The following is a 16,390-nucleotide window of genomic DNA, read 5'->3' as shown; positions in this document are numbered from 1 at the left end:
TAATCGAAAAAGAACAAATTAATAATCGGCTTCTTTTAAGTGTTTATTTTAAACTTACTTCAGTAAATAAATTGTAATTTTATCGCTCAAATAAGACCATTTTTCCGTGAAAATTGAAATCACAAAATTCAGTTTTCGCGGATTATCGTGTTTAAACAGATCTTAAATATTTTGAAGATGAAAGTAGATGTATTGTTAGGCCTCCAGTGGGGCGACGAAGGCAAAGGGAAAATTGTTGATGTTTTAACCCCTAAATATGATATTATTTCCAGATTTCAAGGCGGGCCAAATGCCGGTCACACCTTGGAGATAAATAATTTCAAACAAGTTTTACACACTATTCCTTCCGGAATATTTCGTGAAAACAAACTTAATGTAATTGGCAACGGAGTTGTTATTGATCCAATTACTTTTGAAAAGGAAATTGAATCGATCAGCAAACATGATGTCGATCTTCACAAAACACTTTATATATCGAAAAAAGCTCATCTAATTCTTCCAACACATCGTTTACTTGACGCAGCCTCGGAAGAAGCCAAAGGCGCCACCAAAATAGGTTCAACACTAAAAGGAATTGGGCCAACTTACCGCGACAAAATTGGTCGTGACGGATTACGTGTCGGAGATTTGTTCGAAAACTTCACTGAAAAATATACAGCTAGGGTTCAGGCACACAAAGATTTACTAGAAAACTATTACCACTTCGATTTTGCCACCATTCTTGCTGAAACCGAAAAGGAATGGATGAAAGCCATCGAAGTTCTCAAAACCTTCAACATTGTTGATACCGAGCATTTGATCAACGACAACCTGACTGGTGGTAAATCGGTTTTGGCTGAAGGGGCTCAGGGAACCATGCTGGATATCGACTTCGGCTCCTATCCGTTTGTAACTTCATCAAGCACCATTTGTGCCGGAGCATGCACAGGGCTGGGAATTGCCCCGAACAAAATCGGTAATGTATTTGGGATTTTTAAAGCATACTGTACCCGTGTTGGAATGGGACCTTTCCCTACTGAACTATTTGACAAAGATGGACAAGATATGCGTGACGTTGGCCGCGAATATGGCTCCACAACTGGTCGTCCGCGCCGTTGTGGATGGTTGGATTTGGTAGCCTTGAAATACTCCATTATGCTGAATGGTGTAACCGAACTGATCATGATGAAAGCCGATGTGCTCGACAAATTCGAAACCATTAAGATCTGTGTTGGTTACGAAATGAATGGCGAAGTCGTTGATAAATTCCCATTCGAACTTAACGAAAGCGTAAAACCGGTATACGTTGAATTACCCGGTTGGCAAGCCGATTTGACACAATTATCCAGTCAAAACGAATTTCCGGAAGAATTCAACAACTACATCAACTTCATTGAAGAACAGGTTGGGGTTCCGGTTTCAATTGCTTCGGTAGGTCCAAACCGAGCACAAACGATCTTCTTAGGAGAATAAACATAAGGAGCCAGTTATCTGGCTCCTTTCTTTTGCTTAAAACTTTTGAATTCACAAAGTATTGCTTATTTTAGGACACGAATTGAGCGATTGTAATTCAGTTTATTATCCTGAAATGGAAATTACAAAACCTACCCTTCTACTTAGTAAAGAAATTGCATTACGAAACATCCAGAACATGGCTCGTAAAGCAAATGATCATGGGTTAAATTTCCGCCCCCATTTCAAAACTCATCAATCTGCTGAAATCGGAGAATGGTTTCGCGATGCAGGTGTAAAATGCATCACAGTATCCTCGCTAACCATGGCTAATTACTTTGCTGACATTGGTTGGGACGATATTACGATCGCATTTTCAGTAAATATTCCGGAAATTCCGGAAATGAACGAGCTTGCTGGAAGGATAAATCTGAATCTTTTGATCGAAAATAAAGAAGGATTAGCTGCACTTCAGGAAAAAATAACCTGGCATACCGGAGTTTTTATCAAAATTGACACCGGGTACAATCGTACCGGAATTGAGTCAAGCCGTACTCAACTGATTGATGAATTGCTGGAAACCATACAAAAATCGCCACTGCTTCAATTCAAGGGATTTTTATCACATACCGGACACACGTATCACGCCAATTCAACTCACGATATTTTCAGCAGGCACTTCGATGCCCTGCTCAAAATGAAAGCCTTGAAAATGAGGTACCGAAGCGAATGGCCTGAACTGATGATTTCCATGGGAGATACGCCATCGTGCAGCATCTGTGATAATTTTGATGGTGTTGATGAAATTCGCCCGGGGAATTTTGTTTTTTACGACTTAACACAATTCAAACTAGGTGTCTGCCAACTTACAGATATTGCTGTTCGAATGGTTTGTCCAGTCATTGCAGTGCATCCATCGCGCAATGAAGTGGTTATTTATGGCGGAGCCATCCATTTTGCAAAAGATTCGATCATCAACATCGATGGGAAACCACTTTTCGGCAGAATTGTTGTCGAAGAAAATGATAAAAAAATACTTTTAGATGAGCGGAATTATCTTCATGCGCTTTCACAAGAACACGGAATTCTCAAAATTACACCTCGCGATTTAAGCTATTTCAAACCTGGAAATCTGATTGAAATAATACCTGTCCATTCCTGCCTAACAGCCAACCTAATGAAAGAATATCTCACAACTGAAGGCGAAATTATTAAAATGCTTCCCTTTTATTAGTCGGGAACACAATAATTTTATTGTCCAACGGTTTTGTTGAATACATTCAGAATTTAGCACCTTATTGTCCTTTAATTATTTTTAACAAAACAATGTCCTGTTTCTTAAAAAAGGCATGATCCTTTTGAGGATATGATTGTTTTTAGAAATCATAAATATTTTACAGATGAAAGACAACAAAATCGGATTTTTAAAATTGTTTTTTTTGATCGGGGGTGGATTCATGCTATTTATGGCCAGCTCTTGCAAACATGAAGGCATTCCGGCGGATCAATTTCCAGAAGTTTGTTTTCAAACTGAAGTACTACCCATATTTCAGAATAGTTGTGGAACAACAGGATGCCATAGTAGTGGAGGTGGACACGGATATAACTTCACTGATTACTCTGGTATTATGAAAGCAATTACTGCCGGGAATGCTGACAAAAGCAAAGCCTATCAGGCCATTACTAGTACTTTCCAGTTAATGCCACCTAACAATGCACTTCCAATCGACAAACGAACAACTATCCGCTTATGGATCGAGCAAGGCGCTAAAGAAACAACCTGTGGATCAACAGGTTCAGCAGTGACGACTAAATCAGGAACACTTTGGGCTTGCTACGATCGGGACATTCAACCCATATTAATGAGTAGTTGTGCAGTTTCAGGTTGTCACAATGCAACAACGCACAAGGACGGAGTTGATTTTAGCAGTTATGCGAAAACTTTGGAACGCATTAAACCTGGAAACCCCGGAACGAGCCCATTATACAACTCAATTACAGCAAAACAAAATTCTGATAATTTTATGCCACCAGCACCATACTCACCTTTAAGCAAAGCAGCTATCGATACAATTTATAGCTGGATAAAAAGAGGAGGACTAAATGAAGAGTGCGCATCGCCTTGTGATACAACTGGAGCAATCAATTACACAAGTCATATTCAATCAATTATTGAGTTAGATTGCGTATCATGCCATGGAGCAAATAATCCTTCAGGAGGAATAAAATTACTAACCGCCAGTGATGTTCAAACGGTTGCAAAAAGCGGGAAACTACTTGGAGCCCTAAATAGAAAATCAGGATATAAAGCCATGCCACCAGATTATGCGCTATCAACCTGCGATGTTAGACAAGTAGAATTATGGATAAATCAAGGATATAATTAAACTCAGCATGATGAATAAAATAATAAAAACAAGCCTTATTCTGTTGATTGCCTTTGTTTCAGGTTGTTACTACGACACGGAAGAAAAACTATATCCACAAGTTTCCTCCTCATGTGATTTGTCAAACGTCACCTTTGCCACTACGGTTAAGCCAATTTTGCAAGCTTCGTGTTTGTCTTGCCACTCAAATTCAAAAGCTGCAAACTCGGGAGGAGGCGTAAAACTTGAAAATTATGCCGATGTTCTGATCTCAACGAACAATGGAAAATTGATGGGAACTATTAATCATACACCCGGATACCAGGCAATGCCTCAGGGCGGTGGCAAGCTAACCGATTGCGAAATCAGCAAATTGCAAAAATGGATTGACAACGGTAAATTAAACAACTAAATCACTGACGAATGAAACGAATACAATATATTTTTATCGCATTATTTCTTTTGATTTTCTCCGGAAATACATACAGTCAGGATCTGGATGCTTTACTGAATGCAGAAACAAAACCGACAATCGATTATGCTACAGCAACCTTCAAAGCCAGCCGGATAATTAACGGGCATTCTATTGAACAGATGAAGAAAAGGCAACTTGATTTTCGCATCTCACACCGCTTTGGACCTCTCAACGATGGCGCCTATGGGTTATTCGGGCTCGACCAATCGAAAATTCATTTCAGTCTTGAATATGGAGTAACCGACTGGTTAATGCTTGGTGTTGGACGCGGAAGCTTAAACAAAACCTACGATTCATTTGCAAAATTCCGTTTATTGCGTCAATCATCAGGAGTAAAATGGATGCCTGTTTCGTTGAGCTACTTCACTTCTGTCGAGTTGAATACACTTAAATTTCAAGATCCGACACGAACCAATTACTTTTCGTCAAGGCTGGCATTTGTCCATCAATTGCTGATTGCCCGTAAGTTTAATGACAAATTCTCATTTCAGCTTTCGCCTACTTTCATCCACCGGAACCTGGTTAAAACAGAACTTGATATGAATGATGTTTATGCGATGGGGTTTGGCGCCCGATATAAACTTTCGAAACGACTTTCGCTGAACGCTGAGTACTATTACAATTACAACCCGAACAACAAATTTCAGGATACCAAATATTACAATTCGGCTTCGGTTGGTGTTGATATCGAAACTGGCGGGCACGTATTCCAGATTATGCTGACCAATTCATTGGGCATGCGCGAAGGCTCATTCATTCCTCAAACGACTGATAATTGGTTCGATAAAGGTATTCACCTTGGGTTCAATATTTCAAGAGTATTTTCATTCCAAAAAGACAGATAACAATGAAAAAGATTTTTTTAGTGCTGATCGTGCTTGGAGCATCAATAGGTGCATTTAGCCAGGGCAAATTTATTGCCAAAAACGCCTACATCTCATTCTACTCATCCACTCCAATGGAAGACATTCTTGGCGAAAGCAATGAGGCTGTAACAATCTTGGATTCCTCAAACGGAGAAATTGTTTTTCAGGCGCTGATGACTACATTCCATTTCAAACGCGCACTGATGGAAGAACATTTCAACGAAAATTACATGGAAAGCACCAAATTCCCTAAGGCAAAATTTAAAGGAACTATTGAAGGGTTTAAAAAAGAAATGCTTACCGCCCCGGTTGCCAACATTAAAATTACTGGCGTTTTAAATGTGCATGGTGTTGACAAAACAATCACTGTTCCCGGAACTATCGGGATGGAAGGTGGCAAACTGGTCGCAACCTCAAAGTTCAAAGTAACTCCTGAAGAATACGGTATTGCTATACCATCACTGGTTCGCGACAAAATTGGCAAGGAAATGGAAATTACAGTGAAAGCAACATACTTGCCTTACGGGCAATAAAAGCAATAAACATGAAAATCAAATACGCAATCATTCTTGTTTTGACTGTAATTGCAATTGGAGCTGGTATTGGCCTGAAAATGTTTTTTAAGCCTCACGCCAATGTAAATAAGCTGGAAGCTGAATTTAAAATGGAAGCTTCAAAGTTGATGGACGAATTTCAGAAAGATGAAGCAACGGCAACGACCAAATACAGTGAAAAAGTACTTGAAATAAATGGCAACCTGGTGGCCAAAAACAAGCTTCCAAACGGAACTAATCTGTTGATATTGGAAGATGAAATGGCTGGAATCAGTTGTCAACTCGATAGTCTTTGGTCTGCAAGTAACCAATCAGTTATTGAGGCGCTCCAGACAGGCAAGCCGGTTAGTGTTAAAGGAGTTTGCAAAGGCTATTTGATGGAAATTAAAGTGAGTCCGGCGGTAGTGGTGACGAAATAGTCTCCACGCTTACCGACAAACATTCCAGATACGCTGTCAGAGGATACATTTCTTCATCATACCACAAAGAAGCAAAGTACAATCCGATGGGTGAGGCAACAATCCCGTCGGATTTTGTTTTTTCTGTCAGCCAATTCATTCCTGAAGTACACTCCTCCCGAAACCCATTTGGCGCAAGTGCTGTAACGGCAAGTGCAGTTTCCTCAATACTTCCTTGAATGTTTTTGGCTCCGCCCCAGCTCCCATCCTGATTTTGCACAGAAACGAGATATTGACAGCCGCGATTAATCATTTGTTTCAGGACAACCGAATATTCTACGCCCAATTGGGTAATCAACGCTTCGTTCAGGTAAGCAGTCACCCGCGCGGTTCCGTAAACCGGATTTGCATGACCGGGTGTATTTTGATTTCCAAACCACAAAGGCAGCCAAAATCCCGATTGATCCTGATGTTTTTCCAGATAGATAATTGAACGGACAAATGATTTTTTAATTTCCGAAAGTTGTTTTTGGCTGAGCGAATCGCCAAATAAGTGAGCTGTTTGGGCCAGCGCCAAAATCGCATGCCCGGTTAAATCAGAACAACTCTGATCGAACGGCAACTTGCCCCAACCGCGCGAAAAAGTAGGAAAACCGCCATCACCGTTCTGCAATTGGCGCAACCAGCCTAGACCCGATAAAACAGCTTCCTGAACAACTGTCGGATCATCTTGATTCAATGTCAATAAGGCCAGAATTGTTCCGGGAGTGTCATCGCCATCGGGTACCGAGCCAGAATGCGAAGTCCAACCCCAACCTCCGGGTTGAGTTCCGTTAAACGAATGAATTTCCATATTCTGAATTGCCAACAAATGATCGGTAATTCGCTGCCTTTCTGCTGATATCAACACTTTATCTATATTACTTCGGAGCGATTTTACGGCAAGAGTCGTTACCCATGTCGAAAGATCAATATCAATCGGCCAGCTTCCGTCTTTCCGCTGAGTCCGTTTCAGGAAATTCATTCCATCATGGATCACTTCCAAATCGCGGTATCCAGATTCGACCATACACAGACACACAAATGCAGTCAACGGAATGGCTTCCAGGTATCCTCCACTATGCGGCTGAATCTTACGCAGCAAAGCAAGCGACTTATTGACCGAAGCTTCTCGAATCCACCGCATCAATGGATTTTTCCTTTTCTTAAACCTGAAAATAGTGATACCAACAGCGATCAATGCCGGAATAGCATAGCTCACCACACTCAGATTGAGCATCCGATAAAATGATCGCGGCAACAACGAAAGTTCGAATGGCAACTGAGGAATCGATTCAAATGCTTCTTTACCTGGAACACCGCATAAAGCACACATGGTGAGTATTGGCACCGAAAAAGTCCGATCCGTTTTATAAAAATCAAGTATCGCCGGAATAAGTTGTTCCGAATTCACATCAATGTTTTGCGTACGCAAATAATCGCCGAGTTTCAGGAGCAGAGGTGTGTATTGATCATCGGCGCTGCAAACTTTTACTGCCGAATAACACAGCAAGCTCGTACTCACATTACTCACACTTCCGGGTGAATCGCCAAAACCGCCGTCAGCATTTAGGTTAGTCTCCAACCAATTTAAGCCTGATGAAATCTCTGAGGTATTTAGAATTGCATCGTAAAAATGCAATGCCGTAATGGAAACCGCAACCGCCAACGCACTTGAAGACAAACAGCCTTCCCAATAACCAGCAACGTTGCGCTTTTGAAGAAGAAGCGTGCTGAGTTCAGAAAATTGGAATTGGATATGTTCGGGGTTCTGATTCATTTTTCTGAATAAAGATGCAAGATATTCGTTTTCTTGCAAACTTCAGGTGTGATTGATCAGCATTTCATTTTTTGAACCTAACCACAAGTGTGTTTGGCCTCCTTTTTCCATTTTGGCCCCAACCACAGGTGTGGCTAAGCTCCTTTTCCACATTTTCAACAAAACCACAGCTGTGGTTGACCTACTTTTACCGATTTGGACAAAACCATACTTGTGGTCAGCCTACTTTTTCCGATTTGCCCAAAACCACAGACGTGGACAACCGTATCACCTTCACTTTTGCTAATTATTGATACGATGAACTCCAGCCATCACAACAGACATAGACCACCCCCAGCGCCAGCAAACCATAAAATGTGTTCTCTATATCGGCAGTGTAATCGCCGTCGCAAACAGGCAAGATTGCAATTTCGAGTAAAGGATTCGTACAAACTAATTTTGTAAGTTTGTAAAAACGAAATACCATGACTGCAAGAGAATTAAAGAAAAGATTAATACACAAAATAGGCCAATCAGAAAACGATGATTTGTTGGAAGAAATGTACCGATTGATTGCCAACGAAGAAGCTGATATTAGTGTCTATGAACTTTCAGAAGAACAGATAAAAGCCGTTGAAGAAGGTCAACTTCAATACAAAAATGGTGAGTTTTTAACTGAAGAACAAGCTGACAAAAACATTGACGAATGGTTAGGCAAATAATCTGGACAAAAGAGCTCAGTTTGAAAGAAAAGAAATTCTTCATTTCTGGAATGAGCGAAACTAATCAAGCATATACAGTCGCAAACTGAACGAATTGATAAAAGACTCGTTGCAGCTAATCTGCAAATTGCCGTTCATCGGAAAACCCACAAATAAAGACAATGTTAGGGTAAAAATACTTAAGAACTACCTCATTATATATCAAATTACTTCAACCGAAATCATAGTTTTATCCGTTTGGGACAACCGGCAAAACCCAGAGAAATCTACCATTTCGCTATAGATTATTACCCCAATACTCCCAGTGCCAGCAAACCATAAAATGTATATTCCACATCGGCAGTTGGGTCGCCATCTCCGGAGAGAAATGCACCACCAGCAAAGTTTTGTTCGATGAAATCGAGACAGGATGGTTTCAACAAGCGCAAATCGTAGACTGAATAACTTAATGCAAACAAAGCAACAGCAGTCGATAACATATCCGCATTATTCAGATGAGCAAAAGCTTTGAACCCACCCATTTCGCAGGCAAACGACTTCAGCAATTCCTGATCTTTCGATCCGTCCTGATTCATCATTTTTTGCAGGAAAACTCTGGCCGCCACTTCAGAGCATGGCGAATGCTGATCGATTGTTGTTCGCGCCAACATTCTTTTTGCGCCAAACTTCAGGCTACTTCGAAAAGGCAAAACAGCATCCAATATCAGAAATAACACAAAACCGCGGTACGACAAATTGATGGACCGACGTTCTTTCCAAAATGATTTCCCCAATGAAATCATTGCTCTAATTTGTGAATTTTGTCCGGAATTCAATTCCTTCTGAAGAAGTACTAAACAACATTTCTCGATAAATCCGGGCACTTCGGAATTTTGCTGTTGAGCAATAAATTTGCTTAGTTTCAGAATTGCCCCTTCGAGTGCTTCGCGCTCAGGGAGCAGATCTTCGGACTTAAGACTCCTTGCCCTTTGCCCCGAGCCCCATGCCCCGAGCATCAACCCACCAAACAACGAATAATACAAGTCCGACCGTCCACCACGATCCTGAAAACCACCATCCGGATTTTGCTGACTCATTAGAAATTTAAGCACCTCTTCCCTACCCTGTTCGTCCAGCAGGTTCAGTGCATTTCGGAGCAAAGCAATCATTTGTCGATAGAAAGGAATATGAGTAGGATTAGTCACAATCGAAGAATCAAAATATTTTGCCCAGCACGGTGTACAAACTCAATCTCATCTTCAAATTTTCAATTTTGTCGAGTTCGCGGTAGGCTTTATCGGTGTATTCCTGAAGTAAAACTTCGGCTTTCCGATCAATCTCATGCTCAAGGATCAATGCTGAAATTTGTAAACGATCATTTTCAGCATAAATCAGGCGAAGGTTTGTCAACTGAGATTCTTCCAAATTTTCAGCCAATATTGAAAGTAACAAAGGATAATCAGCCGTTTGTGTATGTTCGTTGGCGTCACGGAATTCATCCAGATCGTCTTTTATTTGATAGGCCATTCCGAAATATCCTGAAAATGTTTTCAGAATAGCCAAATCGCATTCAGGAGCATTGGCAGCAACCGCTCCAAGCAGCAAAGCCACACGAATAGCCGAGCCCGTTTTCCGTTCAAAAATTTCGAGTTGCTGATCGAGTGGAAGAATGGTTTTTTGCGAACTGGCCAGCAAATCGGCTCCTTGTCCGAGCGACAAGGCCACATGTCCGGAAGCCACCAACTGATAACAGGCAGCCATTTTAGTCGGTTCAATCGGGAGTTTTCCGAGTAATTCGTAGCCTTCTCCAAGCAAAAAATCGCCGGTGTTGATCGCAACTGGGATACCATTTTGCTTATGAATGGTTTCGGTGTCGTAACGAAAATCGTCGTTGTCTTCCACATCGTCGTGAATGAGTGATGCCTTGTGGAAACATTCAACCACCAGCGAAAGTGAAGCCATTAATTCGTCAGAAACAGTTGCAGCGTAGGCCGAATAAGCCAATGCCGTCAACAGCGGACGAATTCGCTGGCCACCTGTTAACATCGACTGAATGGCCAATTGACAGGTTCGATCATCGATTGAATCAAAAGCTTTCGAAAGGGTATCTTCAGTAAAAAATTGCTTTACCGTTTCCTTCAAAGCTGAAACTGACAGGCTCCGGAATTGTTCGTTATCCTGAAAAGCGATCAACTCATCATTTAACCAGCGGCCATCAACATCGGTTTCGGCGCAACCTTCAAACAAAAGCGGAATACCAATTACAGGGACCGCAGCTCGCGAAACAGGCTCGAACGACTTCTGAAGCACCGACATGCAACTTACGCCTATCACGGCATCAATTGTTCCTTCCTGAACCAAACTAACAGCCACTGTCGTTCCTTCTGCAACAAGAGTGGCATAACCAAGCGATTCGGCCTTTTGCAAAATCGAATCAATCTGGCAACTTTGGCAACCGGCACAAATCAAACCCAACTCGTCGATAACCGCATTGCAATTGCTATTATTTTTCAGGCATTGAGGCAAGAGCAAAAGCCTGCGATTATAGGGAGTTGCTGCCACTATTGGCCGCCAAATCTCGTTTCCGCAAACCACCATAGCGAATTCACGAAAGCTCGTATCGGTATCGGTCAATGCAATCACCTCATCAGCCAACTGACTAATCAGCGTGAAGCTTGCCGGAGGCAAAATGCCCCGCTCTACGATAAGATCGCGTGCCGCTTTTCTCAACCGATTCCTCGTTAAAGCCTCTTCAGGAACTGACAGTATGTTTTCTTTAATCTTCATTTCAAATTTTAAGTTCGAAGTGCCTAAAGTTCGGAGTGCCTAGAGTTAGGTTTGAAGTACTTTAGGCACTCCAATCTCTAGCTTACTCGGAACTTTTTATCCATAAGCTCCCAGTCCGAAAAATGCCCGTTTCTTGGCAAAGCGGTAAATCCGGCTTTTCTCCGGAATTACTTCACACGAACCATGACTGTTGGCTTCAGTAGCCAATTGCAATCGTTCGAGTTCACCTTTTCGTCCTGATGTATTTTTAGCATTATGCTTTTGTACAAATTCGGCCAGCCAGCGCGGATCTTCCATCACAACACAACCTTTTGTTTTTTGTTGAATCTGCGTCCTGAAATCGCCCAGAAATCCAGATTCGGCATACAGGCGATCCAACGATTTTTCGTCAACATGATCGGTTGCAAATTGAATGATCGGACAAGGCTCGACATATCCCGAAGCATTGATGTGGTGGCTCAGGCCTTCAGCAGCCGGACACATGCCTTTTCCATCAGCATCCCAATAGGTATCAATAATCGCAATGCTGTATTTCATCCGGGCATCAACCATGTGCTGGCGAAGCTGGCGGATTTCATCGGAACTAAGCGCCAGTTCGTAATTGGGTTGATGTCCAACCGGGCGATAAATGTAGTACCACAAATAAGCAACTCCTTTATCAATCAGTGCTTGGATAAATTGAGGCGACATGGCCATTTCGAGGTTCGACTTGCAAACGCTGATGGCTACTCCGGTTATCAGACCTGCTTTGACACAGTTATCGATTCCAGTATTCGCCGATTGAAACACATCTTTTCCACCACGGCGCACGTCGGCGACTTGCTCGTCACCTTCAAAACTGATGAGCGGAGTCACATTAGCACACTGGCGCAATGTTTCCGCCACTTCAGGAGTAATGAGTGTTCCGTTGGTAAACAACTGAAAATAGCAATCCGAATGTTTTTTGAATATCTGCGGAAGTGGTTTATACAACAAAGGCTCGCCACCCAAAATTCCGAAGAAATAGGAGCCCATTTTTTTTGTATCATCGATGATCCGGTCAACTTGTTCGGGCTTCAGACGGCTGTTTTTCTCCTTTCCCATCACCCAGCAGCCCTGGCAATTCAGGTTGCAATCGTCGGTAACCGAAATAAAATTAAAGGCCGGGAAAAACTCACCTTTCTTTTGCCGTTTCTGAAACCTCGCAAACGACATGGAACCTTTGATGCCCATGTTTACAACAAACTTGTACAAGCATTTCCTGTCGCTCCGGATCAGTATGTTTTTTAATAATCCCATTTGCAATTGTATGTGTTATCTGGTAGGGTCAGGACATGTCCTGACCCTACATCTTCAATCCTTTGGACGTATTCTTCAATTCGTCTAATGCTTTCTGCCGTTCAGCTTCAGCCTGCTCGACCAATCCAGCCCTGAAAATATTCCTCCGTAATGCCGAGCGCTGTTTCAGCGTTGAGATCATATTTATGTCAGCAGCCAAGCCTTTTGATTTTACTTCTGTTCCCGGCTCTGCGCCAGCCAAAACTCCGCCTTCTTTCAGTCTCGGGAAAATGATCGCCGAAGTTGGACAGTTTCGACCGCAAGCCGGGCAATTATTTTTGCAAGCCAATGGATTAACTACCTTCAGCTTTTTGTCGCCAAAAGTATAAACACCGAACAAGCAAAATTTGAAACATTTTCCACAATCGATGCACAATGGCTGATCGATTACCGGATACCAGGCAGGAACATCTAACCCACTTTCAATCCGTGTTTCAGAAACTTTTCCTTCTGCAAACGAATAATCCTTCTGCAATTTTGATTCAATTTCACCAGCCGTCAATTCCCTGAAATTCAAGACTTCCAATCCTGAAAATTCCAGATCGTTTTGAGTCAGCAGGTTTTTAATCGCTCGTGGATAACAGGCGATCATTATTTTTCGCTCGTATTGTTGATCAATCGCCCGGATAAAATCCTTTCTACCCAAAACAATTCCACAAAAATCATCGAGCTGATAAACATCAGCATCAAGAGTTTCAAGACTGGATTTGATTTGTTGCGATTTTTCCAAAGTAATTACACCCGCACCACAATTGCAGAAGAGAATACACGATTTACTCATAGAATTTAATCCGATTTAGGAATTCAGTATAAATAAACCAAAAATCCGAACGACAGAAAAGAAGATCGGCGGATAAAATGAAATCATTAACAAACATTAGAGAAAATCAAAGAAAGTTCCTGAGTTCCTAAGCAATAAAGTACCTAAGTTTGTTGAGTTGTGAAAATTTAGAATGCTTTATTTATCTTTGTTATCAATCCAAAATCACCTTCAATGGATTCAAAAATCGAAAATTTAACCCAAATGAAAAACATTGGCAAAGTCGTTGCAGAAAAACTCATTGAGGTTGGGATTACCTCTCCGGAAGAACTAAAAGCCCTTGGCAGTGAACAGGCTTTTGTTCGGCTGCAAACCATTGACGAAACTGCTTGTTTGAGTATGTTGCAAGCATTAGAAGGTGCAGTACAAGGAATCCGATGGCACAATTTGCCGCAAGAACGAAAGGAAGAGTTGAAGGAGTTTCTCCATCTCCGAAGGATATAAAAAAGTAATCAGGAAAACTCAGCTATGAAACCACGTTTAAACATTGTTACCCTTGGAGTTGCCGATCTTCCGCGCTCGCGGCAGTTTTATCAGGATGCATTGGGCTGGAAACCGGCAAAAGGCAGCAGTGACCAGATTGTATTTTTCCATCACGGTGGAATCGTACTTGCACTTTACCCCATGCACTTATTGGCTGAAGATGTCGGAATTCCTGCCGAACGCTCCGGATTTTCAGGAGTTACGTTGGCAATTAATACCAAAACCCGCGAAGAATTGGAAGAAACCCACCAGAAAGCGATTATCGCCGGAGCAAAATCGCTGGTAGAACCGCGCGATACGTTCTGGGGCGGATACGATTCCTATTTTGCCGATCCTGACGGACATACGTGGGAAATTGCCTGGGCGCCCTTCTGGGAATTCGACGAACAGGGAAGTTTGATTATGGAGGAATGATGAGAAAAAAATGTTACGGGTTACGAGTTGCAAGTTACGAGAATCCAACCCGTAACCCGCATCACGAAACAAATAAGTTTTATGTTGGTGGATGCAATCGTTTCTGAAACCACACACGAACTTTATTCATAGTTGCAAGTTGATTGGCCGGCACGTGCCGTATACAGGTTGAACGTTCTTCGCTTTTTTCGGGCGCACCCCAACGAATTTCAGGACCGTCATTCGGGTTATATGCCATTTCAAAAGCTTCTTTTCGTTTCAGAATTTCTGCAATGGTCAGGGTTTGCTTACTGCCATTGGAGCGGGTATAGGTGATCGAAAGTTCATTCGCTTTTTTCGCTAAAAGCTCTTCCAGATTTCTCTTCACTTTTTCCGGAGACTGAAGCATAGGTATTTTAAAGTCATCAGGAGAACGAACAATCTTATTCGGAAAATCCTGAACAGCGTCCATCGCAATCAGCAACCTTAAATCGCGGTTTGGTGTCGAAAAATCTTCCCACTGACCACCGGCCTGAAATACTCCGGAAGTTCCGCCAGGCATTGGGACAACCGTGCCCGGATGTGATTTCATATATTCTTCGCCAGTTCCAACCGAGTTAATCCTCACATTCAACTGTTCATTCAAGGCATTGATCAAATCGAGTAAAGCCATTTCCGGATCCATTGGTTTCGGATTAATAACCCGCTCCATGGATTGATAGAATTTTGTGCTTTCCATTCCCTTTTGCTGAAGTGAAAACGGAACTAATTCGGAATTTGCATTGATCTCAGTTGACTTCAAAAGTCTCAGCTTTCCATTACTCTCAACAATCGGGCGAAAGGCTTTAAATCCGGGTTCTCCGATCACTTCCTTGTTGTTTGTATTGAATAGAAAATTACCCTTCCAGAATCGTTTAATCGCGACTGTTTTGTCAGGCTGTGCATCAACTGCCAGAAGCACTCCCGGACTATCGCTGGTTTGAGGAATGGTTCGTACAAGAATCAGGGTATGACCATACGGATCGGCGAATACAGCTCCAGGGCGCAAAGCCGAATGAGTAAGCGGAATTGGATAGTAGTCGGAACTTTCATCGGCAAAAGCAGTCCTGGCAGTTCCCGAATGAACACCATTCATGATCATTCGTGCAAAAGTATTGAATTTCTGTGTGGGATTCGTTTTAGAAATAATTGTCTCATTGGTGATCCAACGTCCGGTATGGGGAGCCTTACCCAGGTAACCACGATCACATTCATGATAGCCAAATGGAAGCCCAAGTTTCCACGAGAAATAAGCCCGCAGATAAAAAGGGTTATCCGCACAATCGGGTGTCATTAGCACCTTGATCTTTCCGGAAGCGTCATCCTCGCCCAACGAAAGATAATTGTAAAGGAAGTTATTTTCCTTATTCTCGGTCGTTTCGTTCAAAGCTTTCCACGATGCACTTTCATTCGAATCCTGAAACAAAGCATTTATCCAGGCAGAATAAAGCGCTTCCGTCTTGCCATTCCAACTTTGCATGGTTTTCCACACCATATTCGACGACGACTGCAAGGGTTTGGCCGTTACCTGAAAATCCAAACTAGCCGCACTATTTCCATCCACTGAAACGTGATATTTTCCGTCAGTACCGGCTTTAAATTCAGCAATCTGCCAATAAGACAAACCGTCACCGCTTTTGCTTTTCTCCAATTTTATTGTTCCTGAAGAACTTTTTACTTTAACTTCTGCTTTCCTGATGTCTTTTCCACCGGTTACCATCACGCGAAACACTTGTCCAGGGCGTGGATTTTCAGGCGAAACCAACAACGCAACAACGGCTTGCGCAGCATCATCCTGATTTACTTCTTCAGGAACATCAACTGAAGATTTAGAATCGGCAACAGCCTTTCCACTCTCCGACCGATTGCCACAGGAGGCTAAGCCCAGAAAAATCGCTGCTATTGCGAACGTTGTCAGCCTCAAACGCACATTAAAACCACTCATGATATTTTGCTTTTATT

At 42.2% G+C, this 16,390-nt stretch carries 18 protein-coding genes; 11 read left to right on the top strand and 7 right to left on the bottom strand.

Annotated elements, in window-relative coordinates; translation table 11 throughout:
* The first annotated feature begins 177 nt into the window (after window positions 1–177).
* The 7 genes from AQPE_RS16020 to AQPE_RS15990 all read left to right on the top strand — a co-directional run bounded on the left by AQPE_RS16020 (window position 178) and on the right by AQPE_RS15990 (window position 6,111).
* The gene (locus tag AQPE_RS16020) at window positions 178–1,452 is read left to right on the top strand and encodes an adenylosuccinate synthase (RefSeq protein ID WP_318347513.1); all 1,275 of its coding nucleotides are present in this window, start codon (window positions 178–180) and stop codon (window positions 1,450–1,452) included.
* Between the two features lie 115 nt (window positions 1,453–1,567).
* A complete protein-coding gene (locus AQPE_RS16015) occupies window positions 1,568–2,665 on the top strand; it encodes an alanine racemase (protein ID WP_318347512.1) in 1,098 nt (365 codons plus the stop codon).
* A 166-nt stretch (window positions 2,666–2,831) separates the two neighbouring features.
* Window positions 2,832–3,818, top strand: coding sequence for a c-type cytochrome domain-containing protein (locus AQPE_RS16010; protein WP_318347511.1), 987 nt, complete (start codon window positions 2,832–2,834; stop codon window positions 3,816–3,818).
* 10 nt (window positions 3,819–3,828) lie between these two features.
* Window positions 3,829–4,209, top strand: a complete 381-nt coding sequence (locus AQPE_RS16005; protein ID WP_318347510.1) for a c-type cytochrome — start codon at window positions 3,829–3,831, stop codon at window positions 4,207–4,209.
* A gap of 11 nt (window positions 4,210–4,220) precedes the next feature.
* On the top strand, window positions 4,221–5,117 hold the full coding sequence (locus tag AQPE_RS16000) for a DUF5777 family beta-barrel protein (protein WP_318347509.1): 897 nt from the start codon (window positions 4,221–4,223) through the stop codon (window positions 5,115–5,117).
* 2 nt (window positions 5,118–5,119) lie between these two features.
* Entirely contained in the window at window positions 5,120–5,671 is a 552-nt protein-coding gene (locus tag AQPE_RS15995; RefSeq protein ID WP_318347508.1) for a YceI family protein, read from the top strand.
* Window positions 5,672–5,682: 11 nt separating this feature from the next.
* Window positions 5,683–6,111, top strand: a complete 429-nt coding sequence (locus AQPE_RS15990) for an OB-fold protein (RefSeq protein WP_318347507.1) — start codon at window positions 5,683–5,685, stop codon at window positions 6,109–6,111.
* Here the strand turns inward: AQPE_RS15990 and AQPE_RS15985 are convergent.
* Window positions 6,077–7,909: a prenyltransferase/squalene oxidase repeat-containing protein gene (locus tag AQPE_RS15985; protein WP_318347506.1), complete on the bottom strand. Its 1,833-nt coding sequence runs from the start codon at window positions 7,907–7,909 to the stop codon at window positions 6,077–6,079. The genes AQPE_RS15990 and AQPE_RS15985 overlap by 35 nt on opposite strands.
* Before the next feature lie 286 nt (window positions 7,910–8,195).
* A complete protein-coding gene (locus AQPE_RS15980; protein WP_318347505.1) occupies window positions 8,196–8,375 on the bottom strand; it encodes a hypothetical protein in 180 nt (59 codons plus the stop codon).
* Here AQPE_RS15980 and AQPE_RS15975 point away from each other — a divergent pair.
* Together AQPE_RS15975 and AQPE_RS23910 are read left to right on the top strand one after the other, a co-directional pair.
* On the top strand, window positions 8,374–8,610 hold the full coding sequence (locus tag AQPE_RS15975; RefSeq protein ID WP_318347504.1) for a hypothetical protein: 237 nt from the start codon (window positions 8,374–8,376) through the stop codon (window positions 8,608–8,610). The genes AQPE_RS15980 and AQPE_RS15975 overlap by 2 nt on opposite strands.
* A gap of 70 nt (window positions 8,611–8,680) precedes the next feature.
* Window positions 8,681–8,893 (top strand): type II toxin-antitoxin system RelE/ParE family toxin, encoded by a 213-nt coding sequence (locus tag AQPE_RS23910; RefSeq protein ID WP_404801021.1) that lies wholly within the window; start codon window positions 8,681–8,683, stop codon window positions 8,891–8,893.
* 4 nt (window positions 8,894–8,897) lie between these two features.
* On the opposite strand, the gene AQPE_RS15970 is transcribed toward AQPE_RS23910, so the two are convergent.
* The 4 genes from AQPE_RS15970 to AQPE_RS15955 form a co-directional block, all read right to left on the bottom strand.
* A complete protein-coding gene (locus AQPE_RS15970; RefSeq protein ID WP_318347503.1) occupies window positions 8,898–9,794 on the bottom strand; it encodes a prenyltransferase/squalene oxidase repeat-containing protein in 897 nt (298 codons plus the stop codon).
* A gap of 10 nt (window positions 9,795–9,804) precedes the next feature.
* A complete protein-coding gene (locus AQPE_RS15965; RefSeq protein ID WP_318347502.1) occupies window positions 9,805–11,376 on the bottom strand; it encodes a polyprenyl synthetase family protein in 1,572 nt (523 codons plus the stop codon).
* A 96-nt stretch (window positions 11,377–11,472) separates the two neighbouring features.
* Window positions 11,473–12,654 carry a radical SAM protein gene (locus AQPE_RS15960; RefSeq protein WP_318347501.1) on the bottom strand — a complete coding sequence of 394 codons (1,182 nt, stop codon included), beginning with the start codon at window positions 12,652–12,654 and terminating at the stop codon, window positions 11,473–11,475.
* A gap of 46 nt (window positions 12,655–12,700) precedes the next feature.
* Window positions 12,701–13,474 (bottom strand): ATP-binding protein, encoded by a 774-nt coding sequence (locus tag AQPE_RS15955; protein WP_318347500.1) that lies wholly within the window; start codon window positions 13,472–13,474, stop codon window positions 12,701–12,703.
* A gap of 213 nt (window positions 13,475–13,687) precedes the next feature.
* Between AQPE_RS15955 and AQPE_RS15950 the strand changes: the two genes are divergently transcribed.
* Both AQPE_RS15950 and AQPE_RS15945 read left to right on the top strand, forming a co-directional pair.
* Window positions 13,688–13,957 (top strand): TfoX/Sxy family protein, encoded by a 270-nt coding sequence (locus tag AQPE_RS15950; protein ID WP_318347499.1) that lies wholly within the window; start codon window positions 13,688–13,690, stop codon window positions 13,955–13,957.
* Between the two features lie 24 nt (window positions 13,958–13,981).
* Entirely contained in the window at window positions 13,982–14,410 is a 429-nt protein-coding gene (locus tag AQPE_RS15945) for a VOC family protein (RefSeq protein WP_318347498.1), read from the top strand.
* Window positions 14,411–14,489: 79 nt separating this feature from the next.
* Here the strand turns inward: AQPE_RS15945 and AQPE_RS15940 are convergent, their stop codons facing one another.
* A complete protein-coding gene (locus AQPE_RS15940) occupies window positions 14,490–16,373 on the bottom strand; it encodes a hypothetical protein (RefSeq protein ID WP_318347497.1) in 1,884 nt (627 codons plus the stop codon).
* Window positions 16,374–16,390 lie beyond the last annotated feature (17 nt).

The sequence above is a fragment of the Aquipluma nitroreducens genome, from assembly GCF_009689585.1.
Lineage (GTDB): Bacteria > Bacteroidota > Bacteroidia > Bacteroidales > Prolixibacteraceae > Aquipluma > Aquipluma nitroreducens.
Note: the sequence above shows the minus strand (reverse complement) of the source record. Positions and strands in the feature narration are given on the sequence as shown.

Coding starts and splice junctions, on each gene's coding strand:
- AQPE_RS16010 (WP_318347511.1), top strand. CDS start 2,832: ATGAAAGACAACAAAATCGGATTTTTAAAATTGTTTTTTTTGATCGGG.
- AQPE_RS16015 (WP_318347512.1), top strand. CDS start 1,568: ATGGAAATTACAAAACCTACCCTTCTACTTAGTAAAGAAATTGCATTA.
- AQPE_RS15965 (WP_318347502.1), bottom strand. CDS start 11,376: ATGAAGATTAAAGAAAACATACTGTCAGTTCCTGAAGAGGCTTTAACG.
- AQPE_RS15940 (WP_318347497.1), bottom strand. CDS start 16,373: ATGAGTGGTTTTAATGTGCGTTTGAGGCTGACAACGTTCGCAATAGCA.
- AQPE_RS15990 (WP_318347507.1), top strand. CDS start 5,683: ATGAAAATCAAATACGCAATCATTCTTGTTTTGACTGTAATTGCAATT.
- AQPE_RS15980 (WP_318347505.1), bottom strand. CDS start 8,375: ATGGTATTTCGTTTTTACAAACTTACAAAATTAGTTTGTACGAATCCT.
- AQPE_RS15985 (WP_318347506.1), bottom strand. CDS start 7,909: ATGAATCAGAACCCCGAACATATCCAATTCCAATTTTCTGAACTCAGC.
- AQPE_RS15960 (WP_318347501.1), bottom strand. CDS start 12,654: ATGGGATTATTAAAAAACATACTGATCCGGAGCGACAGGAAATGCTTG.
- AQPE_RS15955 (WP_318347500.1), bottom strand. CDS start 13,474: ATGAGTAAATCGTGTATTCTCTTCTGCAATTGTGGTGCGGGTGTAATT.
- AQPE_RS16020 (WP_318347513.1), top strand. CDS start 178: ATGAAAGTAGATGTATTGTTAGGCCTCCAGTGGGGCGACGAAGGCAAA.
- AQPE_RS16000 (WP_318347509.1), top strand. CDS start 4,221: ATGAAACGAATACAATATATTTTTATCGCATTATTTCTTTTGATTTTC.
- AQPE_RS15995 (WP_318347508.1), top strand. CDS start 5,120: ATGAAAAAGATTTTTTTAGTGCTGATCGTGCTTGGAGCATCAATAGGT.
- AQPE_RS15975 (WP_318347504.1), top strand. CDS start 8,374: ATGACTGCAAGAGAATTAAAGAAAAGATTAATACACAAAATAGGCCAA.
- AQPE_RS16005 (WP_318347510.1), top strand. CDS start 3,829: ATGAATAAAATAATAAAAACAAGCCTTATTCTGTTGATTGCCTTTGTT.
- AQPE_RS15950 (WP_318347499.1), top strand. CDS start 13,688: ATGGATTCAAAAATCGAAAATTTAACCCAAATGAAAAACATTGGCAAA.
- AQPE_RS15945 (WP_318347498.1), top strand. CDS start 13,982: ATGAAACCACGTTTAAACATTGTTACCCTTGGAGTTGCCGATCTTCCG.